We start from the raw sequence: 24,806 nt of genomic DNA, 5'->3' as shown, positions 1-24,806 counted from the left end.
GTCCGCACGCGGCAGCTAGCGCTGCCCGCTGGTTCTTGGACAATTTTCCGGGGGAAACGCTTTATGCGGTCAAGGCGAACGATTCGCCCAAGGCCGTAGCGGCGCTTTTCAATGCGGGTATCCGGCATTTCGACGTTGCGTCCGCAACCGAAGTTCGCGCCATCGCGGATCTTCCGGGCGCGGTCATGCACATCATGCATCCGGTCAAATCGCGCAAGTTCATTGCGGAAGCCTATTTTGACTATGGCGTCCGTACATTCTCGCTCGACTCCGATTCGGAACTCGACAAGATCCTCGCCGTCACCGGCAATGCCAAGGATCTCACGCTCGTCGTGCGCGTGGCGTGCCCATCGACCTACAGCGAAATCTCGCTCGAAGGGAAGTTCGGCGCGCCATGGAGCGAAGCGCCGGGACTGATCCGCCGCGCGCGTCAAAACTCCAACATGCTGGGCGTGTCGTTCCACGCGGGCTCCCAGATGATGTGCCCGGTCGGCTATGGCCAGGTGCTTCGGACCGTCTCGCAGCAGATCGTGCGGGCCGCTACGCTTGTCGATATCGTCGACGTCGGCGGCGGCTTTCCGTCCCGCTACCCGGGCATGGAGCCGCCTGCGCTCGACGCCTACATGGACGAGATCCGCGGCGCCTTCGACAAGATGGCGGTGGGCTACACCTGCCAGCTCTGGTGCGAGCCGGGGCGGGCGCTGGTGGCGGAAGCCGAGTCGGTGATCGTCCGTGTCGACGCGCGGCGCGGCGATACGCTCTACGTCAACGACGGGGCGTTCGGCACGCTGTACGACGCGGCGCACTGCAAATGGGTTTTCCCGACGCGCGCCTATGCGTCGGACGGGGAGCCCATGCGTGGGCGCGAGAAGGCGTTCGACTTCTACGGCCCAACCTGCGACAGCGCCGACTATCTGGCGGGTCCGTTCATGCTGCCGGAAAGCATCGATGAGGGCGACTTCATCGAAATCGGCAATATCGGCGCGTATGGTCGCGTGATGGCGAGCCACTTCAATGGCTGCGGTTATTATGACGAGGTTGTTCTCGAAGATGAGCCGATGCTGTCGATGTATGGCGAGGAAGCGGCTGCAACTTCGATGAAGGCCGCGCTTTAGCTTCCGCCTGCAACCTGACTTTCAAGTAAAGCGAAACCTTGACGCAGATGGCCGTTGGACATTTTCCCTGTCCAACGGCCTTTCTCGTTGTGCCACCTGGAGCTTGTCTTGACGAAAACGTGAAGAAAATCTGTGTGTCGGCCGCAAATTCTTCGCAGTATCAGCGGAACCACGACGGGAGCAGGCTGTTAGCAGCGTAAAGTCTCAGTCTGAGACTGCTACAAACAGTCACGATAGGAGCTTGAATGGCCTCCCAAACTCCCAAGAAGGGTTCGACCTCGAATAGGGGCTTCGCTTCCATGGACGCCGAAAAGCAACGCGCCATCGCCTCCAAGGGCGGGCAGAGCGTCCCGAATGAGAAGAGAAGCTTCAGCCAGAACCGCTCGCTTGCCGCCGAAGCCGGTCGCAAGGGCGGGCAGAACGTGTCGGACGAAAACCGCAGCTTCTCGCGCAACCGCGATCTTGCCGCCCAAGCGGGCCGCAAGGGCGGTCAGGCGAGCCACGGGGGAAAATCCCGTGAAAGCCGCTCGCAAGTCTGATGTTTACGCCCCATCGCGGGGCAGCTCATAGAAAAACCCCGTCGTATCGGCGGGGTTTTTCTTAAGGTCGCGGCTCGGGCAGCTTAGAGTTCTTCTGTCCAGACCCGGAAGCTGGAAAGCGTGCCGGGACCAAAGATCTGCGTCAAGGGCACGTCGGCCGCGTCCCTGCCTTGCGCGATGAGAACACGGCCAAACCGGACGGCGTTGTTTCGTGGATCGAACGTGTACCAGCGTCCGCCGAGATAGACCTCCATCCAGGCCGCGAAATCCATCGGCGCGTATGGCGGCGGAAGCCCGATGTCGCTCACGTAACCGGTGCAGTAACGCGCGGGGATGTTCAGGCACCGACAGAAGGCGATAGCGAGGTGGGCGAAGTCGCGGCAGACGCCGCGCCGCTCGGCATAGGCTTGCGCGGCGGTGCGGGTGGCGCGGGCATGTTCGTAGCCGAACGACAGATGGCCATTCACAAAGTCGCATACGGCTTGCACGCGCGGCCAGCCCAACGGCAGATCCTTGAAAAGCCGCCAGGCGTCTTCGGACAAGACGTCGGTTTCGCAATAGCGGCTGCCGAGAAGAAACTGGAGCGTCTCGGCGGGCAGATGTTCGACTTGATGTTGCAAGGCATTGACGTCCACGGGATCGGATGAGCCGTTATCCCGGATGACCGCATCGGTCCGCAACGTGAAGCGGCCAGCGGGGGCAACAACCCGATTGCACCAGTTCCCGAAACTGTCGCGATACCCTTCGATCGGGGCGGCCGGGCTCGTCACAAGACAATCCGGGTGTTCGAGATCGGAAAAGCGCGAGTAATGGACATTGAGCAGAGCAATCATCGGCGTCGGCTGAGGAAAGTCGAATGTCATTTCGCTGCCAACGTGTATTCTCATGGTCGCTCCTGGCTTATGAGTAAGTATAGCGAGATCGGATATATGCTGGCCCGAGGCCCGAGGGACTGGCGGCGAGTGATGAAGCCACCGTGGCGAGAGGATGTCGAGACTCTAAGCGTTCCGTCCATCAACTTGGGATGCCTCAGATTGAACCGAGGCCAGTACTTTCGTTCTCCAACCGGCAAGCGGACGCTGAGATCCATCGATATAAAGCGACGGGACAGAGGAAGCCGACGATTTTTCTAGAAAACAAATCTGCCAAGCCGATGGTTGCGCACGGCCAGAAAAAAACGCTTCGCTGCCCACGAGGTTGGCTAGCCGCGCCGATAGCTAACGCGGAGACCGCTCGTCGCGCGCTGGCGCAGTTAGCAGAAGTTGGAGCGCCTCACGCGAGGCGGTCGTTTCGTTCTTTTCAACGAAGCAGTGACACAGCGCCTACGCTTTTCATCACCAAGGCGGTGGCCGCTTTCTGGCCCGACGCCAAGCGGGACTTCCCCAGCGCAATAAGCCTGATCGCATGTACAAGAGCGCACTTGCAGCAAGTCAGCACGCAGCTCGAACCAACACGAATCGAATGCTTTACGCGTCCTCGCCGCCGACGCGACGCAGCCCCTCAGAGGCGACGCGGCTTTCCCGGTTGATCTGAAGCGCGCGCTTGTAAGCGACTGCGGCTTCTTTCCGGTCGCCCATGCCTTCCGCAGCCTGACCGGCTGCTGCCCACGCCTCGTAGTTGTTGACCTTGTTGGTCCCCGCAACCTGGAAGTCCTCGAAGGCCTTCTTGTAGTCCTGCATGACCATGTAGCTCTGGCCGCGCGCGAAGTGCGGGTCCGGCGCGTCGGGCCGATAATTCACGGCGACGTTCAGGTCGTCCAGCGCGTTGCGATGGTCATTCATGGCCTGATGGATCAAGCCACGGCTGTAGTACGGCGCCGGATCGTCGGGCTTGAGCTCGATGGCCTTGCTGAAGTCTGCCACGGCCAACGGATAATTGCGCTGGTCCTTGTAGACGTTGCCACGGCCGACATAGGCTCCGGCGTAATCCGGCTTGATCGCCAGCGCCTGATTGTAATCGGCAAGAGCAGCGTCGTAGCGGCCCATCTTCAGATGAATCAGCGCGCGATTGTTGTAGGCTTGGTAGAATTGCGGATTGATCTGAATCGCGGCCGAGAAATCGGCTATGGCTCGTTCACCGTCGCCTGCCTGACCATAGGCGGTGCCGCGAAGATTCAGGGCGCTCGCATCTCGCGGGTTCTTGGCGAGAACCTGTGAGATGGAGGCGATGTTATTTCTCGGATCGACCTGCGGATTGTTCAGACGGTCGGCGGCACGCTGATCGCTCACTCCGGGGGTTTCACATGCCGCAAGCGACAAAGCCGCAAGACACACACCACCCGCCGTCAACGCTCGTTTTATCGTCCCCGTCACAATACAGGCTCCACCCTCGCGAAAGGTTCTCAAGTGTCGCCACAATGGGCCTCGAATGAGGCCACAATCGGAATGGCGGCGCGAAACCTTTCGCCGGTTGTGTATAATCTGAAACGAAGACTTATCGTGCTGCGGCGCGGCCGGGAGCGACGATGCCTTCTCTCTGAGCCTTCTTCCGAGCGAGCTTGCGGGCGCGGCGCACGGCCTCGGCCTTTTCGCGGGCTCTCTTTTCGGAGGGCTTTTCGTAATAGTTGCGCAGCTTCATTTCGCGAAAGATACCTTCGCGCTGCATTTTCTTTTTGAGCGCCTTCAGCGCCTGATCGACATTGTTATCGCGAACGTGTACCTGCACGCTGACTCCCTTGGTTCGATGGGCTGGAATAAAAAAGCCCGCACAAGTGCAGGCTATTGCGCGCACTCTATCAGGCTTTACCCTGTCTGTCTATTTAAGCTTGACGTAGCGCGCGAAGCGTTACGGTTGTTTTTCCACCGGTGATAATTGGGTCACATGCCCAAGCTTGCGACCGTCCTTGATCTCCGACTTGCCGTAGAGATGCAGGGAAGCACCCGCATCGCGATTTAAAATGTCCTGCCACTCAAGCACATCCGAGCCAAGGAGATTCGTCATCACCGCGTCGGAGTGCCGCTCCACGCTGCCGATGGGCCACCCCACGACGGCGCGAATGTGGTTCTCGAATTGGCTGATGACGCAGGCTTCCATCGTCCAGTGGCCGGAATTGTGTACGCGAGGTGCGATTTCGTTCACGAGAACGTGTTCGCCGCCGGGCATGACAAAAAATTCAACCCCGAGCGTTCCGCGATAGTCGAGCGCGGCCGCGATCCGGGCGGCAATTTCCTGCGCGGCGACCTGCTGCGCGGGCGGGCATGCGGCCGGCACGATGCTCTGATGAAGAATACCGTCCCGGTGGCGATTCTCCGGGCAGTCATAGGCCGATACCGCGCCATCGGCTCCGCGCACCGCGATCACCGAAATCTCAAGCGCGAAGTCGACCATGCCTTCCAGCACGCACGCGGCACCAAAGTCCGCGAACGCGTCGCGAAGCTCCGCCTCGCTCGACACGCGCGCCTGGCCTTTGCCGTCGTAGCCTTCGCGCGCGATCTTGAGGATGCCACGCCCGTGCTGCGCGAGGAACGCGGCGGCAGCGACAAGATCGGCGTCCGTCTCGACCACAACGTAGGGCGCGGTATCAAGGCCGAGCGCTGTGAGGAAGCGCTTCTCAGCGATCCGATCCTGCGTCATGGCAGCGGCGCGCGCACGTGGCCAAACGGGCGTTCGCAGCGCGGCGATCTGAAGCGCGGCGGCGGGCACGTTCTCGAATTCGAAAGTGATCACATCGCAGTTCTGCGCGAAGTCCGCGAGCGCGACCTCGTCCGTGTAGGATGCGCACCAATGCTGCGACGCGACCTGGAAAGCCGGGCTGTCCTCCTTCGAGGAATAGACGGCCGTCCGGAAGCCGAGCTTCGCGGCTGCTACGGCAAGAAAACGCCCGAGTTGCCCGCCCCCGAAAATGCCGATGGTCGCGCCGGGCGGCAGAGGCTCACGGAACGTCATTCGGCTTATCCGCCACTTTGGCCGAGCGGTTTGCGCGCCACGCCTCCACGCGGGCAGCGAGTGCCGCGTCGCCCAGCGCGAGGATCGAAGCGGCGAGAAGGCCGGCATTTGTGGCGCCCGGTTCGCCAATCGCAAGCGTGCCGACAGGAACGCCCGCTGGCATCTGCACGATGGAGAGCAACGAATCCTGGCCCTTCAGCGCGGTCGTCGCGATGGGCACGCCGAGCACCGGCAGCGTGGTGAGCGCCGCCGTCATTCCCGGAAGATGCGCCGCTCCGCCGGCGCCTGCCACGATCACCTTGAAGCCCTCGCCTCGCGCCGATTTCGCGAAGGAATACAAGCGTTCCGGCGTGCGGTGAGCGGAAATAACGCGCGCGTCATATGGTACGCCGAGTTCGTCGAGCACGGCTGCGGCGGCGCGCATGACGGGCCAGTCGGACTGGCTGCCCATGATGATGGCGACAGGGGGCGGGACATTGGTCATATGAAATTACAAATCACGGAATCGCGCGCACCGGAAGCGGCTTTGTGATCGCAGTTTGAATTCTCACCCCGTTTTCCAGCGCCAATGAGCGATCGCTCATTTTTACGGCGGGGTGAGTCGGCCGAACCGTTCGACGCCGCGGGTCGAGCGAGTCCACATGGTTCGGTTATCGCGCCGCAAATCAAGACGCGGCGCGTTTTAGCGCGATCAGCTTCTCCGCGCCAAATCGCAGGCTGACCTAATGCATACGCGCGATGCTGAAATCGACCGCGTCGATCAGGGCCTTGCGCGCCTCGCCGGCGGGGAAGATGGCCAGCGCCTCGCGCGCCTCCTTGCCGTAATACACCGCGCGCTGGATCGTCTCTTCGATGGCGTTATGGCGTCGCATGATCTGAATGGCGTGCTCAAGGTCGCCGTCTTCGATGGAGCCCTCCTGTAGCGTGCGCCGCCAGAAGGCGCGCTCCTCCGGCGTCCCGCGCCGATAGGAAAGCACCACGGGCAAGGTGATCTTGCCCTCGCGGAAATCGTCGCCGACGCATTTGCCAAGGCTCGCCGCCTCGCCCGAATAGTCGAGCGCGTCGTCGATAAGCTGGAACGCGAGGCCGATGTTGGTGCCGTAAAGCCGCAGCGCGGCCTGTTCCTCGGGGCCGCGATTGGTCAGGATCGCGCCGATCTCGGCCGCAGCGGCAAACAGCGCCGCCGTCTTCGAAATGATGACGTTGAGATATTCTTCCTCGGTCGTCGCGAGGTTCTTCGATGCCGCAAGCTGCCAGACTTCGCCCTCGGCGATCACGGATGACGCCTCCGACAGCACCTTCAGCGCGCCGAGCGAGCCGACATCCACCATCATGCGGAACGCTTGCCCGAGCAGGAAATCGCCGACGAGCACGCTCGCCTGGTTGCCCCACAGCATGCGCGCGCTCTTCTTGCCGCGCCTCATGTCGCTTTCATCGACGACATCGTCATGCAGAAGCGTCGCCGTGTGCATGAACTCGACCGAAGCCGCGAGCATGATGTGCCCCGTGCCTTCGTAGCCGCACATCTTCGCGGCGCCGATGGTGAGCATCGGGCGCAGCCGCTTGCCGCCGGAATTGATCAGATGGCGTGCGAGTTCCGGGATCAGCGCGACGTCGGACCGCGCCTGCGACAGGATGATGTTGTTCACCTCGCCCATTTCATCATGGACAAGCCGCAGAAGAGGTTCGAGCGCCGCTGACGGATCGCTGCGCTCCTGAACTTGAGCCGCCAAGTTCATGATTTCCTCCGAATGGGCTGCTTGGGCATGATGACGGTCTGGGCGAACCTCGTCAGGATCCCAGAAAAACACCGCTTTGATAACTTAGCCACGTGGCTTAATGTCCCTGGATGCCTGTCCTGTCCGAAAAGGCTTGCTCAATGAAAGAGTTGTTGCGCACTACGGATATTGTGCTCCTCAGTTATGTCAACTCTTTGTTAGGCGACGCTGGGTTTCCGGTTCTCATCGCGGACGTCCACGTGAGTTCTATAGAGGGATCGATCGGCGCTTTTCCCCGGCGCGTTCTCGTCGCCGCCGAAGACTGGGAGGAATGCGCCAAGCTCCTCACGGACGCCGACCTTGGCGATCAGATCGCGGGGCGGGCGGTCTCCAGCGGCGTCTTGCAGGCGTAATATCGCAAAATCACTATGACGAGTCCGGTCACTTTCACGTGTGATGCCTTTCTCGATGGGCGGGTGATGGTCCGGCAACCGAAGCCGGGCTTCAGGTCCGGGCTCGACGCCGTGTTTCTGGCGGCGGCGTGTCCTGCGCAGGCGGGCGAGCGGGTGCTTGAAGCGGGGTGCGGCGCGGGCGCGGCTTCTTTATGTCTCCTCGCGCGCGTTCCGGGCGTGAGCGTAACTGGCGTTGAAATCGACGCCGGGCTTGCGGCGCTCGCGCGGGAGAACGCGACCGAAAACGACCTCGCCGCACAGTTTACTATCGCCAACGCCGATCTCACCGCCTCCTGGACCGAGCTCGAAGCGGCGGGCCTTTTCCGCGAGGCCTACGACCACGTCATTGCCAATCCGCCGTTCTTCGAGCATGGCCGCACTCGCCCTTCCAAAGACGCGCGAAACGGTCGCGCCCGTGCCATGGCGGAAGGCGGCTTCGAAGACTGGGCGCGCTTCCTCGCGGCCGCCGCCCGCCCGTCCGCCAGCGCAACCGTGATCCACACGGCGGACGCTTTGCCGCAGATCCTCGCGGCGTTCGACAGGCGCTTCGGGGCGTTGAGCATCCTGCCGCTTCATCCGAAGGCCGGCGCGCCCGCGATCCGCGTCATCGTAAGCGGCATAAAGGGAAGCCGCGCGCCGGCCTCGATCCTTCCGGGCGTCGTTCTTCACGAGGCGGACGGCGCTCCGACGGCGGCAGCGACCGCGATCTTACGTCACGGCCAATCGCTTTCGCTTCGCGTTTGAGAAGGCCGGTCGCGCTGCGGCGCTTCAGGCGTGCGCGCTTTGCCACAGGTTCCAGCCGCAACTCGACCGGGTATGGCTTGTTAACCTCGTTCACATACACACATGTGTCATAAATTTACCAAGCCGCGTTTCTCCGGCGCGTAGCGACGAGGCGAATGTCATGCGGGTTTCCATGGACGTCGATAGCGAGTCATCTCCGGCCACTCGCCCCAACACCTCGATGTGGGGCAACATTTTTCCGGGCAACCTTTTCTCTAGCAGCAGGACGACCATTCCCGTTGTGCGTCTGAGCGGAGCCATCGGTGCGGCCTCGCCGCTGCGGCAAGGGCTGACGCTTTCGGGCTGCGCCACCGCGCTCGACCGCGCGTTCGCCGCCAAGGGACCGGCGGTCATCCTTCAGATCAATTCGCCTGGCGGGTCGCCCGTTCAGTCGCGCCTCATCTACGACCGCATCGTCGCGCTCAAGGAGGAGCACGACAAGAAGGTGTATGCCTTCTGCGAAGACGTGGCGGCATCGGGCGGCTACATGATCGCGTGCGCGGCGGATGAGATTTACGCGGACGGCTCATCGATCGTCGGCTCCATCGGCGTGATCTCGGCGGGGTTCGGCTTCGTCCACCTTATCCACAAGCTCGGCATCGACCGGCGTGTCTACACGTCCGGCGAAAACAAGATGCAGCTCGATCCGTTCCGGCCAGAAAAGCCGGAGGAAATTTCGCGACTTAAGCGCCTTCAGGCCATCGTCCATGAAGACTTCATCGCGCTCGTGAAGGAAAGCCGTGGCGACCGGATCGCCAATTCAGGCGATAACTTATTCACAGGTGAGTTCTGGGCCGGAAGGCAGGCCCTTGAACTTGGCCTGATCGATGGCATCATTGATCTCAGGGCAAAGATGCGCTCGGAGTACGGAGATAAAGTGCGGCTTAAGCTTATCTCCACAGAGCGCGGATTCTTCAGGCGGAAAGCGGGAGTGGGCGTCTCGGTTTCCGGCACAGGGATGGGCATCAGCTTCGCACAAGGTTTTGCTGATGATCTGATCTCTGCTCTCGAAGAGCGTGCGATCTGGGCGCGCTTCGGGCTGTAGTCGGCGGAAGCCGACGCGTTCATGTAAATTGTCGGGGTTGTGTGATGTCTCAGGTTTTTGCTGTTGCGTTGGGAGCGTTGATGCTCGTTTTCGCCCTGCGATGGTTCAGGCGCGAGGCTGACCGGGTCGAGGCGGCAATCCGCCGGACAGATCGTCGTATTCGGCGCGCAGCGCGTCCGGTCGTAACCACTCCATTGATGTTCGACGCGGCGGCGGGCGTCTATCGACCCGCCGACTGATCCGCCGAAGCGTTCTCCACCCTCCGTTCAAACGCTGGCGCAAGCTTGGCGAAAGCGTTAGCTTCGGTGCATCGTCTTTCGACTTGGCGACGGGTGGCATGATAAAAAGAGACGCGCAGGATACGGCAGCGGTTTCGGTTCGCGATGCGCGCGAGTGCGACATGGCCGCCGTTCACGCCATTTATGCGCATCATGTGCTGGATGGCTTGGCAAGCTTCGAGGAGGTGGCGCCCTCCGTGGAGGAAATGGCGATGCGCCGGGAAAGCGTGCTCGCTTCCGGCTTGCCATATCTCGTTGCGGAACGCGGCGGCGCGGTCGTCGGCTATGCCTATGCGGGGCTTTACAGGCTGCGGTCGGCTTATCGCTATACGATAGAGGATTCGGTTTATGTGGCGGACGGCCTGCGAGGCTGCGGCATCGGCAGCGTGCTTCTCGCGGAGTTGCTTGCCCGGTGCGAGGCCGGGCCTTGGCGGCAAATGGTAGCGGTTATCGGCGACAGCGGGAATGCTGGCTCCATTGCGTTGCATAAGCGTATGGGTTTTCATCCGGCTGGCGTTCTCGTTTCCGCCGGGTTCAAATTTGGCCGATGGGTGGATAGCGTTCTGATGCAGCGCCGGCTCGGCGAGGGGGATCGTACGCTGCCGGAAAGCGACCGCGCAAAGTCGCTGTAAGCGGACGTGCGCTCGCAGCGGAGCGCCGTCGCGCCGATGGTGACTCCCGCCTTAGACCGCTGTAGGATTTCGCCGCAATCGGAACGCCGGACATGCACGGAAAATCCATCCTCCTGATCATCGGCGGCGGCATCGCGGCCTATAAGTGCCTCGACTTCATCCGCCGGGCGAGGGAACGCGGCGCGAAGGTTCGCTGTGTTCTGACGCGCGCCGCGCAGGAGTTCGTGACGCCGCTTTCGGTGGCAGTGCTGTCCGAGGAGCCCGCGTTCACGGAGCTTTTCGACCTCAAGAATGAAACCGAGATCGGTCACATCCGCCTGTCGCGCGAGGCTGACCTCATCATCGTTGCGCCCGCCACGGCGAACTTGCTGGCGAAGATGGCGCACGGCATCGCGGACGACCTCGCTAGCACCGTTATTCTCGCGGGCGACAAGCCCGTTCTAGCCGCGCCCGCCATGAATTGGCGCATGTGGACGCATCCGGCCACGCGCCGCAACCTCGCGCAACTCGCCGTCGATGGCGTGCGTTTCGTCGGCCCGAACGAGGGCGGCATGGCGTGCGGCGAGTGGGGCGTTGGCCGCATGGCGGAGGTGGACGAGATCATCAGCGCAGCGAGCGCGATCTTGCGCGAGGACGCCGCCGCGCGACCCGCTCATCAGAGCGGCCCCACGCTGCGCAGCAAATGCACAGGCGATACAGCCCCTCAGGACGGCGCTTCGAGCAGCGGCGCACTGACCGGGCGGCACGTGCTCGTTACCGCCGGGCCGACTTACGAGCCGCTCGATCCCGTCCGCTTTATCGGCAATCGTTCGAGCGGAAAACAGGGCTACGCCATCGCAGCCGCCGCTGCGCGCCTCGGTGCCCGCGTGACGCTCGTGGCCGGACCGACCGCGCTCCCCGATCCAAAGGGCGTCGCAACGGTGCATGTTGAAACAGCGCGCGACATGTTCGACGCGGTCGATGCCGCGCTTCCGGCCGATATCGCGGTGTTCGCCGCCGCCGTGGCGGACTGGCGCGCCGCCGCTGTCGAGGCGGAGAAGATCAAGAAAGGCGAGGACGGGCCACCGCAGCTTCGCCTTGTCGAAAATCCCGACATCCTTAAAACCGTCGCCTCCCGTGGTGCCGGTCGCCCGCCGCTTGTCATCGGGTTCGCCGCCGAAACGGGTAACGCGGTCGCGCTCGGCTCGAAGAAGCTCGCGAGCAAGGGCGCCGACTGGATCGTCGCCAACGATGTCTCGCCGGAGCGCGGAATTTTCGGCGGCGATCACAACGAAGTGCATGTGATCCGTCGCGACGGCGTGGAAAGCTGGCCTTCCTTGTCCAAAGACGACGTGGCGCTGCGGCTCATGCGCGCTGCGGCCGAGCATGTCAGCACAAGCCAGCGCAACGCCTCCCAACGCGAAGGAAACTTATGAGCGACGTCGTCGTCCGATATACCGTGCTCCCACACGGCGAGGGGTTGCCTGCGCCGTCCTATTGCAGCGAGCATGCCGCCGGCCTCGACCTGGCGGCGGCGCTGGAGCTGGGGCACGCTCTCTTTCTCGCGCCGGGCGAACGGGCGCTGATCCCGACCGGCATCGCGCTGGAACTGCCACATGGGTATGAGGGCCAGATGCGCCCCCGCTCCGGTCTGGCGCTCCATCATGGGATCACGGTTCTGAATGCCCCCGGCACGATCGATTCCGATTATCGCGGAGAGTTGCACGTTTTATTGATCAACCTCGGCAGCGAGCCCTACACGATCGAGCGCGGCTTCAGGATCGCGCAACTTGTGATCGCCCCGATAGCGCGAGCGTTGCTGGAGATTACCGAAAAGCTCCCCGCGACAAAGCGAAACACCGGTGGCTTCGGGTCCACAGGTCAATTGTAAACATGGGGTTTTCATCCGGCGGCATAGGTGCCATGCGCCTATGTTTCGCGCTCTTCGCACTTGCAACATGACAGCGCGTGCTACAATTGTACGTTCAAAGGAGCCGAACACTTGGCTCACAACCATCCAGAAGGAGGTTCCTCAATGCCTGAATCTCACCTCTGGGGAGGAACGATCAGAAAGATGTGGTTGTCGGAGGCCGACAAATTCCGCGACCACCTCTTGAGACTTGACCGTGACAGTCGCCGGATGCGCTTCGGCATGGCTGTGAGTGATGCCTTCATCATCGACTATGCCTCGCGGCTGGGCGAAATGAAGTGCCTCGTCTACGGTTTCTTCGTCGAAGGAGAACTGCGCGCCGCGGCAGAAATGCGGCAGATCGGCGATGCCTGGTCGGCGGATGCCGAAGGCGCGTTTTCGGTCGAGCATGACTATCAGAACAGAGGCGTCGGCACCGAGCTTCTCGGCCGCATCATCCGTGCGGCGCGGAACCGGGGCATTCAGCGCCTCTACATGAACTGCCTCGCCGAGAACCACAAGATGCAGCGGATCTGCCGGAAGTACGAGGCGGAACTGCTGTTCGATCACGGCGAAGTCGTCGGGCGCGTGTTACCGGCGCTGCCCACCTACATCTCCCTGTGGGAGGAGGCCGTGGACGACACCAGCGGCTTCGTCATGGCGATGATCGACCTGCCGGTTCATTCGGAGCCAGTGGCTTAAACACAGCGACCCATTAAAAATGGCCGGGCATGCCCCGGCCATTGTCGTTTCGCATCCGGCCTCGGTGCATTTTTTCCGTCCGGGCGATGTGTTGCTATCGGAAGGCGGAACGGGATCGACCCGCGTTCAACGAACGCGGGTGACACAGGCTTCCATTTTAGTTCTTCGCCTTGTTCACGAGCGCGCGCTCGGCGATCCACGGCATCATGGAGCGCAGCTTCTTGCCGGTCTCCTCGATCGGGTGGCTGTCGCACTTCGCGCGTTGCGCCTTGAAGCTCGTCTGGCTCACCTTATTCTCAAGCATCCAGTCGCGGACGAACTTCCCGCTCTGTATGTCGGAGAGCACGTCCTTCATGGCCGCCTTCGACGCTGGCGTGACGACACGCGGGCCGGAGACGTATTCGCCGTATTCCGCCGTGTTCGAGATGGAGTAGTTCATGTTCGCGATGCCGCCTTCATAGATGAGGTCGACGATCAGCTTCATCTCGTGAACGCATTCGAAATACGCCATTTCCGGCGCGTAACCCGCCTCGACCAGCGTCTCGTAACCCGAGCGCATCAGCTCGACAACGCCGCCGCACAGCACGGCCTGCTCGCCGAAAAGGTCGGTCTCGCACTCTTCCTTGAAGGACGTCTCGATGATGCCCGCGCGGCCGCCGCCAATGGCGCTCGCATAGGAAAGGCAGAGTTCATGCCCGTTGCCGCTCGCATTCTGCGCAACCGCGATGAGACACGGCACGCCCGCGCCGCGCGCATATTCGCCGCGAACGGTGTGGCCCGGACCCTTCGGCGCAACCATGCCCACGTCGAGGTCGGCGCGCGGCACGATCAGGTTGAAGTGGACGTTGAGGCCGTGCGCGAACAGAAGCAGCGCACCTTCCTTGAGGTTGGCATGCAGGTGATCGCGATAGATGTCGGCCTGAAGCTCATCCGGCGTCAGCATCATCACGACGTCGGCCCATTTCGCGGCATCGGCCACTTCCATCACGCGCAAGCCTTCGCCCTCGGCCTTCTTCGCCGAAGCCGAGCCCTTGCGCAGCGCCACGACGACATCGGGCACACCGGAGTCGCGCAGGTTGAGCGCGTGGGCGTGGCCCTGGCTACCGTAACCGACGATGGCGACTTTCTTGCCCTTGACGAGATTGATATCGGCGTCGCGATCATAATAAACGCGCATGGTATTTCCCTTTTTCAGCGTTTTTTCCGTCGAATTTTCAGGGCGCGGGCGTGATCGTGAGGCCGAAGGACGCGGAACGCTCTGAGTTGGGCACCGGCTTAGAAAGCCGCGCGCCAAAGGTCAATCGAACTTCCCTCGATTTTGCGGACACGATCCTCCGCAGCGGCGAGTTTGCGCGAAGCTAACCTGCTTTCGCTACATGCCCTCGGGGCCGCGCGAGATGGCGGCGACGCCCGTTCGCGCGATCTCGACGAGGCCGAGCGGCTTCATGAGGCCGATGAACGTGTCGATCTTCGACACCTTGCCCGTGATCTCGAAAACGAAATGATCGACCGTCGCATCCACCACCTTGGCGCGGAAGGCTTCGGCGAGGCGCAGGCTCTCGACGCGCTTGTCACCCTTTCCGGCCACCTTGACGAGCGCAAGCTCGCGCTCGATGGGATCGCCCTTGACGGTGAGGTCGGTCACGCCGTGCACCGGCACGAGCCGGCCGAGCTGGCTCTTGATCTGGTCGATGATCTCGACCGAACCCGTAGTGACGATGGTGATGCGCGATGCGCCAGCCTCGCGGCTGACCTCGGTCACCGTCAGGCTGTCGATGTTGTAGCCGCGCCCGGCGAACAGGCCGATGACACGCGCGAGAACGCCCGGCTCGTTGTCGACGAGCACCGAAATCGTATGCCGCTCAATTCGCTCCTGCGGATCTGCCAAGGGCATCGCCGGACCCCATTCCATCTTGTTCATTGTATGCCACCTTACTTTGGGCCGCGTCGGCGGGCCTCGCGGCGGTGAAGCCGGAAGCCCGACGCACCGCTTTAGACGAGCGCCTTGCCCTTCGAGAAGGCGAGTTCAATGTCTTCACTGGCGAGTTCGTCGCCGAACAGCATGTTGTTGTGCGCCTCGCCCGACGGAATCATCGGGAAGCAGTTGGCGAGTTTCGACACGCGGCAATCGAACAGCACCGGCTTCGGCGTATTGATCATCTCGATGATCATGTCGTCGAGTTCGTCGGGCTTCTCGCAGCGCAGGCCGACGCCGTGATACGCCTCCGCGAGTTTCACGAAGTCCGGCAGCGCTTCCGCGTAGGACTGCGAATAGCGCCCGCCATGCATCAGTTCCTGCCACTGACGCACCATGCCCATATATTCGTTATTCAGGATGAAGATCTTGATCGGCAGGCCGTACTGTGCCGCCGTAGACATCTCCTGCATCGTCATCATCACCGAAGACTCGCCCGCGATGTCGATGACGAGGCTTTCCGGGTGCGCGACCTGCACGCCGACCGCCGCCGGCAGGCCGTAGCCCATCGTGCCGAGGCCGCCGCTCGTCATCCAGTGGTTCGGCTCGTCGAAGCGATAGAACTGCGCGGCCCACATCTGATGCTGGCCGACCTCGGTCGTGATGTAAGTGTCGCGGTTCTTCGTGAGTTCGTAAAGCCGCTGGATGGCGTATTGCGGCATGATCACGTCATCGCGCGTCTTGTATTTGAGGCAATCGCGCGAGCGCCAACCATCGATCGACGTCCACCACGCCTTGATCGCCTTCTTGTCGATCTGGGGCGCGCGCGAACGCCAGACGCGCAGCATCTCTTCGAGCACGTAACCGCAATCGCCGATGATCGGGATGTCGGCGCGCACGGTCTTCGAGATCGACGACGGGTCGATGTCGATGTGGATCTTCTTCGAGTTCGGCGCGAACGCGTTCAGTCGCCCGGTGATGCGGTCGTCGAATCGCGCGCCGACGCAGATCATCACATCGCAATCATGCATCGCCATGTTGGCTTCGTAGGTGCCGTGCATGCCGAGCATGCCGAGCCATTGCTTCGACGAAGCGGGATAGGCGCCGAGACCCATCAGCGTGGACGTGATCGGGAAGCCGGTGGTGTCCACGAACTCGCGCAGGAGCTTCGAGGCCGCCGGGCCGGAGTTGATGACGCCGCCGCCCGTGTAGAAGATCGGCTTCTTCGCGCTGGCGATCAGGTCCACGGCGTCGCGGATCGCCTGCGGACTGCCCTTCACCTGCGGGCGGTAGGTTTTGTGAACGACCTTGTTCGGGCCGATATAGGTGCCCTTCGCGAACTGGACGTCCTTCGGAATGTCGATGACGACCGGGCCGGGACGGCCATTCTGCGCGACGTAGAACGCCTCATGCAGGATGCGTGCGAGGTCGCTCACGTCCTTGACGAGGTAATTGTGCTTTGTGCAGGGGCGCGTGATGCCGACCGTGTCGCATTCCTGGAAGGCGTCCGAGCCGATGAGGGGGGTGCCGACCTGACCCGTGATGCAGACGAGCGGAATGGAATCCATGAGCGCGTCGGCGAGGCCAGTAACGGCGTTCGTTGCGCCGGGGCCGGAGGTGACGAGCACGACGCCGACCTTGCCGGACGAGCGCGCGTAACCTTCGGCCGCGTGTGTCGCGCCCTGCTCATGCCGCACGAGGAAGTGCTTGATGCCGTTCTGCTTGAAAATCTCGTCGTAAATCGGAAGTACGGCGCCGCCCGGATAGCCGAAAATGTGTTCGACGCCCTGATCGGCGAGGGCTTGCAGAACAATTTCTGCGCCCGTCATCGCGCGTGCCATAGAAAAACTCCAGTCAAACGCGGCCTTTGCGACCGCCCCACCTTCAAAATCGCGCGCCGTACACGGACGCATCGGACAAAAAAACCGCCGCGAGAACCGAGGCTCTCGGGCGCTTCTGCCTGTCCATGCTGTTGTTAACGTGACGGCAACCACGCTTCTGTTCGGACTGCGCTAATCCCTTAGTGAAAAGCGGTCAAGCGTTTTCGGACAAACAGATTGATTTCACTTTTTGTTCCTTGCATTTCTTTCGTAAAACAGTCATTACGCGAAATAAAATTATTCCTGATCCATGTAAGCTGCCGCTTCGCATAATTTCGCGTTGCGGTCTTCGCGCGTTCGGCCGCGTCGCCGAGCGAAACTTCGCCGCGCGCGAAGGCGATCAATGGCGGCAGCCCGACCGCGCGCATAGCGGGGAGAGCTGCATCGAGGTGCAACGCATCGATGGCCCGCGCCTCCTCGATAGCGCCTGCCTCGATCATGCGGTCGAACCTTTCGTCGCAGCGACGGTAAAGCGCGGCGCGGTCGATCTCCACCACGACCGGCAGCGCGTCCGCCGCCGAAAGAAGCGGCGGCTCCTTCTGCGCATGCCAGTCTGCGAGCGGGCGACCGGTGGCCTCCAGCACTTCAAGCGCGCGGGCGATGCGCTGCGGATCGCTCGGGCGGATGGTCGCGGCTGTGGCGGCGTCGCGGCGGGAAAGCTCGGCGTGGAGCGCCTCCGCCGGTTCCGTCTCGGCCCGCAGTCTATAATGTGCGCGAATTTCTGCGGGGATTTCGGGGATGGTGGAAAGCCCCTCGGTCAGCGCCTTGAAATAAAGCCCCGTGCCGCCGACGATCACCGGCAACAGACCGCGCGCTTCGGCGTCCGCGACCTCGCGTGCGACATCAGCGAGCCAAAGCGCCGTCGAATAGGGTTCCCGCGCCGGGCGAAACCCGTAAAGCCGGTGCGGCGCGCGCGCCTCCTCCGCAGGCGTAGGACGGTTCGTGATGATGCGAAGCTCGGCGTAGACCTGCATCGAATCGGCGTTGATGATCACGCCGCCGAACCGCTCCGCGACATCGAGCGCCAGCGCCGACTTGCCGCTTGCCGTCGCGCCGATGATGAGAACCGCTTTCGGTTTTTCGTCGGTCATCGCGAAGCCTTGAAGCCGCCGGAGAAGCGAGCGGCAAACGTGCGCTTGCGGCGCGGGTTCCGCCTGCGATATGAAGAGCGCATTCTTTTCGCACCTGCACATAAAACCCGGATCAAGCCAGTCTCCCCATGGACATTGCCATCACACTCACCGCCGCGCCCGAATCGAAGGATCTCCTCCTCGGTCTCTCCGCGCAACTGCAACGCGACCTGAATGGCGATCTCGAATTCGGCTGGCTGTCCGAAGGCGAGGCGCTGGATCTTATCCTGACGCTTGCGCCGGAAGAAAAGGTTGCCGCCGCAGACCTGAAGGGAACGGTCGCTGCTTCGCTTGGCGACGCGCCGGTGGATTTCTGCGTACAACCAGCGCAGGGCCGCAGGAAGCGCATGCTGATCGCGGACATGGACTCGACGATCATCGCGCAGGAATGCCTCGACGAAATGGCCGATTTTGCGGGCATCAAGCCGCAGATCGCGGCGCTGACGGAGCGGGCCATGCGGGGCGAACTCGATTTCGCGGACGCGCTGCGCGAGCGCATTGCGCTGCTTCGGGGCATGCCGAAGACCGAGCTTTCGCGCGTACTCGCCGAACGCATCACGCTCAATCGCGGCGCGCAGGCGCTGGTCGAGACGATGAACGCGCATCGCGGGCATACCGTGCTCGTTTCGGGCGGCTTCACCTATTTCACGCGCGCGGTCGGCGGCATGGCGGGCTTCGCGAAGAACCGCGCCAACCAGTTCATCTGGGAAGAGGGCAAGCTCGCGGGCGTCGAGGAGCCGATCCTCGGCCGCGAGGCCAAGCTTGCGGCGTTGAACGACGAAGTCGCCGCGAACGGGCTTTCGCCGGAAGACGTTATCGCGGTCGGCGACGGCGCGAACGACCTTTCCATGCTGAAGGCGGCGGGGCTTGGCGTCGCCTATCATGCGAAGCCCGTCGTTGCAGCGGAGGCCGACGCGCAGGTGCTCCATACCGAGCTGACGACGCTGTTGTTTTTCCAGGGCTACAAGCGCGAGGACTTCGTCACCTTGATCACTTAAGGCGCACGGTGGTTGCAGCCTACGCCGCCCCGCCCGCGATCCCCTCGCGTGCCGCGCCTTGGCCCCAGTCGTGCATCGCGGGCAGGCTGAGCACTTCGTGCGCATAGGCCGCGGCCGTGCCGTCGTCGCCGAAGGCAGCGAGGTCGATGCCGTAGGTGCGAAAACGTGTCGCAACTGGTGCGTACATCGCATCCGCGACCGAGAACGCGCCGAACAGGAACGGGCCGCCCGCGTCATAGGCCTTGCGTGTATCCCGCCACACAGCGACGATGCGCGCGATGTCGGCCTTCGCCGCATCCGATGGCTCGACGCGATTAAAGCGCGCGTGGAAGTCCATCGAAAGCTCCTTCCGCAGCGCGTGGAAACTCGAATGTATCTCGGCCGCGACCGACCGTGCAACCGCGCGCGCCGCCGGATCGTCCGGCCAGAGCTTCACATGCGCGGATATTTCCGCAAGATATTCGCAGATGGCGAGGCTGTCCCACACGGTGAGCGCGCCACGCTTCAGCACGGGCACGCGGGCCGAGGGCGAATGCCGCGCGATCTGCGCCGCGCTGTCGGGCTGCCGAAGTTGAACATGCTCCTCGCGGAACGGAATTCCCGCAACCTTTGCCGCAAGCCACGGGCGCAGGCTCCAGGACGACCACGCCTTGTTTCCGATCACGAGAACGATTTCGTTATGCACCTGACGGCCCTCCGAGCTTTTCTCATATAAATCCCGAAGCGCGGGATCGAGGCAAGCGGCGAAGCGTCCCAAATGATCATCGAAAAAAGCTATGCAACCGGTGGATAGCCATGCAAACGGGGAGGTAGCTGTGCGCTGGCGATTGCGGTGGCTGCCGTGAGCGTCTAAAAGGTGCAAAAATTATTCCCCTAAAGTGGAATGCTGCCAACTGCCAGGTTTCACAAACCGCAACAGTGTGCGGATCCCGCACATAGAGAGAGCCTCGCCGTGAACATTTGCATGATCGGTGCCGGATATGTCGGCCTTGTCTCCGCCGCCTGTTTTTCAGAATTCGGCTGGGACGTGACCTGCGTCGAGAAGGACGCCTCGAAGCTGGACAAGCTGAACGGCGGCGAGATTCCGATCTACGAGCCGGGCCTTGATGTGCTCGTCGAAAAGAATGTGCGCTCCGGTCGCCTGCGCTTCACCTCGGAGCTGGCCGAAGTGGCGCGCGAGGCCGATCTCATCTTCCTCGCGGTGGGCACGCCGATGCGACGCGGCGACGGCTACGCGGATCTCTCCTATGTGTATCAGGCGGTCGAGGAAATCGCCCCGCATTTGACGGGCTTCACGGTCATCACCACGAAATCGACCGTGCCCGTGGGCACGAGCCGCGAGATCGAGCGCCGCATGCGCCGCCTCCGCCCGGACGCCGATTTCGCCATCTGCTCGAACCCCGAGTTCCTGCGCGAAGGCTCGGCCATTCAGGACTTCATGCACCCCGACCGCGTGCTCGTCGGCGTAGACGACAACCGCGCACGCGAGGTTCTGGACCGCCTTTACGAGCCACTCCGCCTGCGCAGCGCGCCCGTGATGTTCGTCAGCCGCGAAAGCGCCGAGCTTGCGAAATATGCGGCGAATGCGTTCCTCGCCATGAAGATCAGCTTCATCAATGAAATTTCCGATCTGTGCGAAGAGGTCGGCGCGAACGTGCAGCAGGTCGCCAGCGCCATCGGCTCTGACCGCCGCATCGGGGACAAGTTTCTCCATCCGGGGCCGGGCTATGGCGGCTCCTGCTTCCCGAAGGACGTGTCCGCGCTCGCCCGCACCGCGCGCGAGGCTCGCTCGCCGCTGACGCTCGTCGAGCAGGTCGAGAAGGTGAACAACGAGCGCAAGATCGCCATGGCGCACCGTGTGATCCGCGCGCTCGGCGGCGATGTTGTGGGCAAGACGGTGGCCGTGCTCGGCGTCACCTTCAAGCAGAACACCGACGACATGCGCGATGCACCGAGCCTCGTGATTCTGCCGATGCTTCAGGAACGCGGCGCGACGGTGCGCGTCTACGATCCGCAGGGCCGCCATCAGGCCGAGCCGTTGCTGCCGGGCCTCGTCTGGTGCCAGAGCGTGCTCGAAGCAGCCGAGGGCGCCGCCGCCGCCGTGGTTCTCACCGAGTGGAATGAGTTCCGCGCCGTCAGCTTGCCCGCGCTCAAGGAAAAAATGAGCGGCGATGTGCTGGTGGACCTTCGCAACATCTACCGCGCCGACCTCGCGCGGGATGCGGGCTTCGCCTATACGAGCGTCGGCCGTCCCGACAAGCCGCGCGCAGACGACGGTTCGACCTTCGGCAACGACGGCATTCTCATCGAGGGCGCGGACGGTACGCTGACGGCGTAAGCCGCGCGCACTGTCTTCGTCGGCGCGCCGGCAGCCTTTCGCGGCGTTCGCGCGGTAACATGCACCATTCAAAATTCTCAGCGCGCGGGCCGATCCTTCGCGCTGCTCCGGCTTGGCCGGCGATCGAGTCGCCGGGGCGGTTGCGAACTGGTGCGCTCGCCGCTCCCCTTAACGCGCCCTTAATCACACACGCATAACTTTCATAAAACTATCCGCGTGGGCAGCGTGGGTGGTCGCGTCCGGTTCTCCGGCGCGCGTTATGTGGGCGTTTGTGAGGGCGTTGCGTGGCCGAGTGGCGTGTGGGCCAAGGCGAAGAGCGTGCTGCTTCTTTCGGGGCGGCAGCAGGTCATCATGCGCGCGCGGCGGCGGCCTTTGCCGGGCGCGTGCTCGCGCTCAGTGTTCGCGCCGCGTTCGCCGCCGTCTGGACTACGATCCGCACCTTTTCCTTCTGGCTCGTCATCAAATCCCCGCTGGCCGAACCGCGCCGCAGCGCACACCGCCCGCTCCTTCAACTGATCCCGTGGTTGATCGTCGCTGTCGGATGGGGCGCGATCACACTGTTGGCCGTGGTTACCTATTACGCCACGGTGCTTCCCGATCCGCGCCAGGCCATGGTGCTTCGCCTGCCGCCGAACCTCACCATCCTTGCGCGCGGCGGCGAGTTCATCGCCGAGCGCGGCATGCGGCGCAACTACGTGCCCTATGCCGAAATCCCGCCGAACATCGTCAAGGCCGTGCTCGCGACCGAGGACCGGCGCTTCTTTTATCATTTCGGGCTCGACCCCATCGGGCTGGCGCGCGCCGCGAGCAAGAACTGGAGTTCCGGCGAAGTGGTGCAGGGCGGCTCGACCATCACGCAACAACTCGTGAAGAACCTGTTCCTTCAGCCGAAGCGCACATGGACCCGCAAGGCCGAGGAATTCATCCTCGCGATCTGGCTCGAAAGCCGGTTCACCAAGCAGCAGATCCTCGAATTCTATCTCAACCGCGTGTATTTCGGCGGCGGCAATTTTGGCATAGGCGCGGCGACGCATTCCTATTTCGGCAAGGAGCCGAAAGACGTGACGCTCGGCGAAGCGGCGCTGCTCGCTGGGCTCATCAAGGCGCCCTCCTATTATTCGCCGACCTCGAACATGGACCGCGCGCGCGACCGCTCGAAGGAGATCCTGCGCATCCTCGCCGAGACGGACCAGATCGACATCAACCAATATGCCGAGGCGCTGGCCCATCCGGCCGAACTCAAGGTGCCGCCGTCGAAGCCCGGCTTCGGCTTTGTCGCGGACTGGGTGGCGGAAGTCGCGCCCATGCTGACCGGCGAGACGGATCGCAACCTCGTGGTTGAGACGACCATCGACGCGGGCCTCCAGCTTACGGCGCGGACGGCGGTCGAGGATGTCATCCGCAACAAGGGCCGCACCGCGCGCGCAACCGAGGCGGGCGTGCTGCTGATGACGCCGGACGGCGCGATCCGCGCCATGATCGGCGGGCGCAATCACGCGGAAAGCCAGTTCAACCGCGCCGTTCGGGCTATGCGGCAGCCGGGCTCGGCTTTCAAGCCGTTCATCTACCTCGCCGCCGTCGAGGCAGGCTGGACGCCGGACACGAAGATCGAGGATGCGCCCATCGAGGTCGACGGCTGGAAGCCCTCGAATTTCGGCAATACCTATCGCGGCGAAATCACGCTGCGGCAGGCGCTCACGCATTCGAGCAACATGGCCGCTGTGCGCCTCGCGAAGGCTGTCGGCACCGACCGCGTGGTGGAAGTCGCGAACCGCCTCGGCGTGCTGTCGGCGAAGAATGTCGGCCTCACCATGGCGCTCGGCACCTCCGAAACAACGCTCCTCGAAATGACCTCCGGCTTCGCGGTCTTCGCCAACGGCGGCTTCTCGGTCGTGCCGGAGATCGTGGAGCGCATTCGCGACGATCAGGGCCGCGTGCTGTTCGAGCGCTCCAAGGCGCCGCCGCCGCGCATCGTGTCTCCGCGCGCCATCTCCGCCATGAACGACATGATGAACTCCGTCGTCGCGGGCGGAACGGCGATGGCGGCCTCGCTCGACCTCTATCCGGCTGCGGGCAAGACTGGGACATCGCAGAAATACAAGGATGCGTGGTTCATCGGCTACACGGCGCAATGGGTCGGCGGCGTGTGGATGGGCAACGACAACGCAAGTCCCATGCGCGGCGTCACGGGCGGCTCGCTTCCGGCCGAAATCTGGAAGCAGGTCATGCTGAAGGCGCATGAGGGGCTGATGGCGAAGCCGCTGCCCGGGACCGGCCTGCCGCCCGAATTCATCCAGCACACAGCCGACGCCATCGGGCTTTCGAACGTGCCGGCGCGCAATCCGTTCCGCCGCCGCGAGGTGTCCGACGCAGAGGCCGCACCGACCGGGCCGCCCCCTCTGGCGGCTCCACAGGGTCGCGCGCGCCGGGCGCCGTTGTAAACTTCTGCCTGAGCATGATCTTATCGCAAAACCGGCATCCACTTTTGCGGATCATGCTCTGAGGGCTGACCGCTACAACGCCGCGATCTCCGTCACCAGAGACTCTGCGACGTCCAGCCCGTCCCGGCGCGAGGCTGCGCGGATCTGGAACCGCCGCGCTCCAGGCAGACGCGCGCCGTCCTGCGCTTCTATCATGCTGGCGAGCACGGCGAACCGCTCAAGCGCGCCGTCCGAGAAGGCGAGCGGATCGATGGCGATCATGAGCTGGCCGGTGGCGGGCGGCTCGCCGATGTCGTCGAGGAACGACGTCGCCTCGCCCGCGAAGCGCGAGCCCGTCAGCCCTGCGGCCAGAAGCTCGACCATGAGCGCGAGCGCCACGCCCTTCGCGTCGCCGAGCGGGGCCATGGTGCCTGTCAGCGCGGCCGCCGGGTCAGTCGTCGGGCGGCCTTCCGCGTCGAGCGCCCAGTCGGGAGGGATCGCCTCGCCCTTGCGCTTCGCCGCGATGATGTTGCCGCGCGCGACCTTCGACAGCGACATGTCGACGACGATGGGATCGCCGCCCGGCAGCGGGCAACCGAACGCCAGCGGGTTCGTGCCGAAAACAGGCGTCCGCCCGCCCCAAGGAGCCATGGCGGCGGGCGCGTTTGCGAAGAGCAGCGAGACGATGCCAGCCCGCGCCAACGCTTCGACCGGAAGCCCCGCCGCGCCGCAATGATGCGAACGTGTGATGCCCGCCATCGCGATGCCGTGCGCGCGGGCAAGCGGGCCGAGCCGTTCCACCGCGAGTTCGAGCGCGGGATAGGCGAAGCCGAAACCGGCGTCGATCAAAACCGCGGCCGGGCGCGCCTGGCTCGCGGCTGGCACCGCGTCGCCCTTCACCTTTCCCGCTTTCAACTGCGCGGCGTAAGTCGGGACGCGCACCAGCCCATGCCCCTTGAGGCCGTCCGCTTCCGCCGCCACGAGCGCGCGCGCCGTGCTCGCGGCGTTAGCGGCGTTCGCACCCGAGCGTTGCAGGGCGCTGGCGGTCAAGTCTTCCGCTTCCTCGATGGTCAAAATCGGCACGATCG

General features: G+C 63.4%; 24 protein-coding genes. 12 read left to right on the top strand and 12 right to left on the bottom strand.

Annotated elements, in window-relative coordinates; all coding sequences use genetic code 11:
• Positions 1-35 precede the first annotated feature (35 nt).
• Entirely contained in the window at positions 36-1,115 is a 1,080-nt protein-coding gene (locus RVAN_RS11590) for a type III PLP-dependent enzyme (RefSeq protein ID WP_245257979.1), read from the top strand.
• Between the two features lie 245 nt (positions 1,116-1,360).
• Positions 1,361-1,654: a general stress protein gene (locus RVAN_RS11585; RefSeq protein ID WP_013419904.1), complete on the top strand. Its 294-nt coding sequence runs from the start codon at positions 1,361-1,363 to the stop codon at positions 1,652-1,654.
• Positions 1,655-1,737: 83 nt separating this feature from the next.
• Here the strand turns inward: RVAN_RS11585 and RVAN_RS11580 are convergent, their stop codons facing one another.
• The 6 genes from RVAN_RS11580 to RVAN_RS11555 form a co-directional block, all read right to left on the bottom strand.
• Positions 1,738-2,541: a transglutaminase-like domain-containing protein gene (locus tag RVAN_RS11580; RefSeq protein WP_013419903.1), complete on the bottom strand. Its 804-nt coding sequence runs from the start codon at positions 2,539-2,541 to the stop codon at positions 1,738-1,740.
• A 579-nt stretch (positions 2,542-3,120) separates the two neighbouring features.
• Positions 3,121-3,882, bottom strand: coding sequence for a tetratricopeptide repeat protein (locus tag RVAN_RS11575; protein ID WP_049779376.1), 762 nt, complete (start codon positions 3,880-3,882; stop codon positions 3,121-3,123).
• Between the two features lie 205 nt (positions 3,883-4,087).
• Positions 4,088-4,318 (bottom strand): 30S ribosomal protein S21, encoded by a 231-nt coding sequence (rpsU, locus tag RVAN_RS11570; RefSeq protein ID WP_013419901.1) that lies wholly within the window; start codon positions 4,316-4,318, stop codon positions 4,088-4,090.
• Between the two features lie 120 nt (positions 4,319-4,438).
• A complete protein-coding gene (locus tag RVAN_RS11565) occupies positions 4,439-5,539 on the bottom strand; it encodes a 5-(carboxyamino)imidazole ribonucleotide synthase (RefSeq protein ID WP_013419900.1) in 1,101 nt (366 codons plus the stop codon).
• A complete protein-coding gene (gene purE, locus RVAN_RS11560) occupies positions 5,526-6,023 on the bottom strand; it encodes a 5-(carboxyamino)imidazole ribonucleotide mutase (RefSeq protein WP_013419899.1) in 498 nt (165 codons plus the stop codon). Before purE ends, RVAN_RS11565 begins: the two co-directional genes overlap by 14 nt.
• A 238-nt stretch (positions 6,024-6,261) precedes the next feature.
• Complete coding sequence (locus tag RVAN_RS11555) at positions 6,262-7,278, bottom strand: polyprenyl synthetase family protein (protein ID WP_013419898.1); 1,017 nt, start codon at positions 7,276-7,278, stop codon at positions 6,262-6,264.
• 110 nt (positions 7,279-7,388) lie between these two features.
• On the opposite strand from RVAN_RS11555, the gene RVAN_RS11550 reads away from it, so the two are divergent.
• From RVAN_RS11550 to RVAN_RS11515, 7 genes are all read left to right on the top strand, one after another.
• On the top strand, positions 7,389-7,670 hold the full coding sequence (locus RVAN_RS11550) for a DUF2007 domain-containing protein (RefSeq protein WP_342410974.1): 282 nt from the start codon (positions 7,389-7,391) through the stop codon (positions 7,668-7,670).
• Positions 7,671-7,736: 66 nt separating this feature from the next.
• On the top strand, positions 7,737-8,453 hold the full coding sequence (locus tag RVAN_RS11545) for a tRNA1(Val) (adenine(37)-N6)-methyltransferase (RefSeq protein ID WP_169309543.1): 717 nt from the start codon (positions 7,737-7,739) through the stop codon (positions 8,451-8,453).
• 160 nt (positions 8,454-8,613) lie between these two features.
• Entirely contained in the window at positions 8,614-9,537 is a 924-nt protein-coding gene (locus tag RVAN_RS11540; protein ID WP_013419895.1) for a S49 family peptidase, read from the top strand.
• 337 nt (positions 9,538-9,874) lie between these two features.
• On the top strand, positions 9,875-10,447 hold the full coding sequence (locus RVAN_RS11530; protein WP_013419894.1) for a GNAT family N-acetyltransferase: 573 nt from the start codon (positions 9,875-9,877) through the stop codon (positions 10,445-10,447).
• Between the two features lie 92 nt (positions 10,448-10,539).
• A complete protein-coding gene (locus RVAN_RS11525; RefSeq protein WP_013419893.1) occupies positions 10,540-11,862 on the top strand; it encodes a bifunctional phosphopantothenoylcysteine decarboxylase/phosphopantothenate synthase in 1,323 nt (440 codons plus the stop codon).
• On the top strand, positions 11,859-12,317 hold the full coding sequence (gene dut, locus RVAN_RS11520) for a dUTP diphosphatase (protein ID WP_013419892.1): 459 nt from the start codon (positions 11,859-11,861) through the stop codon (positions 12,315-12,317). The genes RVAN_RS11525 and dut overlap by 4 nt, the downstream gene beginning before the upstream one ends.
• Before the next feature lie 144 nt (positions 12,318-12,461).
• A complete protein-coding gene (locus RVAN_RS11515) occupies positions 12,462-13,037 on the top strand; it encodes a GNAT family N-acetyltransferase (protein ID WP_013419891.1) in 576 nt (191 codons plus the stop codon).
• Between the two features lie 157 nt (positions 13,038-13,194).
• On the opposite strand, the gene ilvC is transcribed toward RVAN_RS11515, so the two are convergent.
• The 4 genes from ilvC to miaA all read right to left on the bottom strand — a co-directional run bounded on the left by ilvC (position 13,195) and on the right by miaA (position 17,923).
• On the bottom strand, positions 13,195-14,232 hold the full coding sequence (ilvC, locus tag RVAN_RS11510) for a ketol-acid reductoisomerase (RefSeq protein WP_280642138.1): 1,038 nt from the start codon (positions 14,230-14,232) through the stop codon (positions 13,195-13,197).
• Positions 14,233-14,409: 177 nt separating this feature from the next.
• Positions 14,410-14,958 (bottom strand): acetolactate synthase small subunit, encoded by a 549-nt coding sequence (gene ilvN, locus RVAN_RS11505; protein ID WP_013419889.1) that lies wholly within the window; start codon positions 14,956-14,958, stop codon positions 14,410-14,412.
• 71 nt (positions 14,959-15,029) lie between these two features.
• The gene (locus RVAN_RS11500) at positions 15,030-16,793 is read right to left on the bottom strand and encodes an acetolactate synthase 3 large subunit (RefSeq protein ID WP_013419888.1); all 1,764 of its coding nucleotides are present in this window, start codon (positions 16,791-16,793) and stop codon (positions 15,030-15,032) included.
• Positions 16,794-16,972: 179 nt separating this feature from the next.
• Positions 16,973-17,923, bottom strand: a complete 951-nt coding sequence (gene miaA / locus RVAN_RS11495) for a tRNA (adenosine(37)-N6)-dimethylallyltransferase MiaA (protein ID WP_013419887.1) — start codon at positions 17,921-17,923, stop codon at positions 16,973-16,975.
• 128 nt (positions 17,924-18,051) lie between these two features.
• On the opposite strand from miaA, the gene serB reads away from it, so the two are divergent.
• Entirely contained in the window at positions 18,052-18,960 is a 909-nt protein-coding gene (gene serB / locus RVAN_RS11490; protein WP_013419886.1) for a phosphoserine phosphatase SerB, read from the top strand.
• Between the two features lie 19 nt (positions 18,961-18,979).
• Here serB and RVAN_RS11485 read toward each other — a convergent pair whose 3' ends face one another.
• On the bottom strand, positions 18,980-19,645 hold the full coding sequence (locus RVAN_RS11485; protein WP_013419885.1) for a glutathione S-transferase family protein: 666 nt from the start codon (positions 19,643-19,645) through the stop codon (positions 18,980-18,982).
• A 267-nt stretch (positions 19,646-19,912) separates the two neighbouring features.
• Here RVAN_RS11485 and RVAN_RS11480 point away from each other — a divergent pair, with 267 nt between their 5' ends.
• Both RVAN_RS11480 and RVAN_RS11475 read left to right on the top strand, forming a co-directional pair.
• On the top strand, positions 19,913-21,298 hold the full coding sequence (locus tag RVAN_RS11480) for a UDP-glucose dehydrogenase family protein (protein ID WP_155942435.1): 1,386 nt from the start codon (positions 19,913-19,915) through the stop codon (positions 21,296-21,298).
• Positions 21,299-21,582: 284 nt separating this feature from the next.
• Positions 21,583-23,739, top strand: a complete 2,157-nt coding sequence (locus tag RVAN_RS11475) for a transglycosylase domain-containing protein (RefSeq protein WP_013419883.1) — start codon at positions 21,583-21,585, stop codon at positions 23,737-23,739.
• Between the two features lie 72 nt (positions 23,740-23,811).
• Here the strand turns inward: RVAN_RS11475 and RVAN_RS11470 are convergent, their stop codons facing one another.
• Positions 23,812-24,801: an Ldh family oxidoreductase gene (locus tag RVAN_RS11470; RefSeq protein WP_013419882.1), complete on the bottom strand. Its 990-nt coding sequence runs from the start codon at positions 24,799-24,801 to the stop codon at positions 23,812-23,814.
• Positions 24,802-24,806 lie beyond the last annotated feature (5 nt).

Origin of the sequence: Rhodomicrobium vannielii ATCC 17100 (genome assembly GCF_000166055.1) — a bacterium.
GTDB classification, from domain to species: domain Bacteria; phylum Pseudomonadota; class Alphaproteobacteria; order Rhizobiales; family Rhodomicrobiaceae; genus Rhodomicrobium; species Rhodomicrobium vannielii.
This window is presented reverse-complemented; position numbering and strand designations above follow the sequence as displayed.

What these genes read in the sequence shown, in the direction of transcription:
- RVAN_RS11515 (WP_013419891.1), top strand. Translation starts at nt 12,462, where the DNA reads ATGCCTGAATCTCACCTCTGGGGAGGAACGATCAGAAAGATGTGGTTG.
- serB (WP_013419886.1), top strand. Translation starts at nt 18,052, where the DNA reads ATGGACATTGCCATCACACTCACCGCCGCGCCCGAATCGAAGGATCTC.
- RVAN_RS11555 (WP_013419898.1), bottom strand. Translation starts at nt 7,278, where the DNA reads ATGAACTTGGCGGCTCAAGTTCAGGAGCGCAGCGATCCGTCAGCGGCG.
- RVAN_RS11540 (WP_013419895.1), top strand. Translation starts at nt 8,614, where the DNA reads ATGCGGGTTTCCATGGACGTCGATAGCGAGTCATCTCCGGCCACTCGC.
- RVAN_RS11585 (WP_013419904.1), top strand. Translation starts at nt 1,361, where the DNA reads ATGGCCTCCCAAACTCCCAAGAAGGGTTCGACCTCGAATAGGGGCTTC.
- RVAN_RS11565 (WP_013419900.1), bottom strand. Translation starts at nt 5,539, where the DNA reads ATGACGTTCCGTGAGCCTCTGCCGCCCGGCGCGACCATCGGCATTTTC.
- RVAN_RS11525 (WP_013419893.1), top strand. Translation starts at nt 10,540, where the DNA reads ATGCACGGAAAATCCATCCTCCTGATCATCGGCGGCGGCATCGCGGCC.
- RVAN_RS11580 (WP_013419903.1), bottom strand. Translation starts at nt 2,541, where the DNA reads ATGAGAATACACGTTGGCAGCGAAATGACATTCGACTTTCCTCAGCCG.
- RVAN_RS11550 (WP_342410974.1), top strand. Translation starts at nt 7,389, where the DNA reads ATGCCTGTCCTGTCCGAAAAGGCTTGCTCAATGAAAGAGTTGTTGCGC.
- RVAN_RS11500 (WP_013419888.1), bottom strand. Translation starts at nt 16,793, where the DNA reads ATGGCACGCGCGATGACGGGCGCAGAAATTGTTCTGCAAGCCCTCGCC.
- miaA (WP_013419887.1), bottom strand. Translation starts at nt 17,923, where the DNA reads ATGACCGACGAAAAACCGAAAGCGGTTCTCATCATCGGCGCGACGGCA.
- ilvN (WP_013419889.1), bottom strand. Translation starts at nt 14,958, where the DNA reads ATGAACAAGATGGAATGGGGTCCGGCGATGCCCTTGGCAGATCCGCAG.
- RVAN_RS11545 (WP_169309543.1), top strand. Translation starts at nt 7,737, where the DNA reads ATGGTCCGGCAACCGAAGCCGGGCTTCAGGTCCGGGCTCGACGCCGTG.
- purE (WP_013419899.1), bottom strand. Translation starts at nt 6,023, where the DNA reads ATGACCAATGTCCCGCCCCCTGTCGCCATCATCATGGGCAGCCAGTCC.
- dut (WP_013419892.1), top strand. Translation starts at nt 11,859, where the DNA reads ATGAGCGACGTCGTCGTCCGATATACCGTGCTCCCACACGGCGAGGGG.
- RVAN_RS11530 (WP_013419894.1), top strand. Translation starts at nt 9,875, where the DNA reads ATGATAAAAAGAGACGCGCAGGATACGGCAGCGGTTTCGGTTCGCGAT.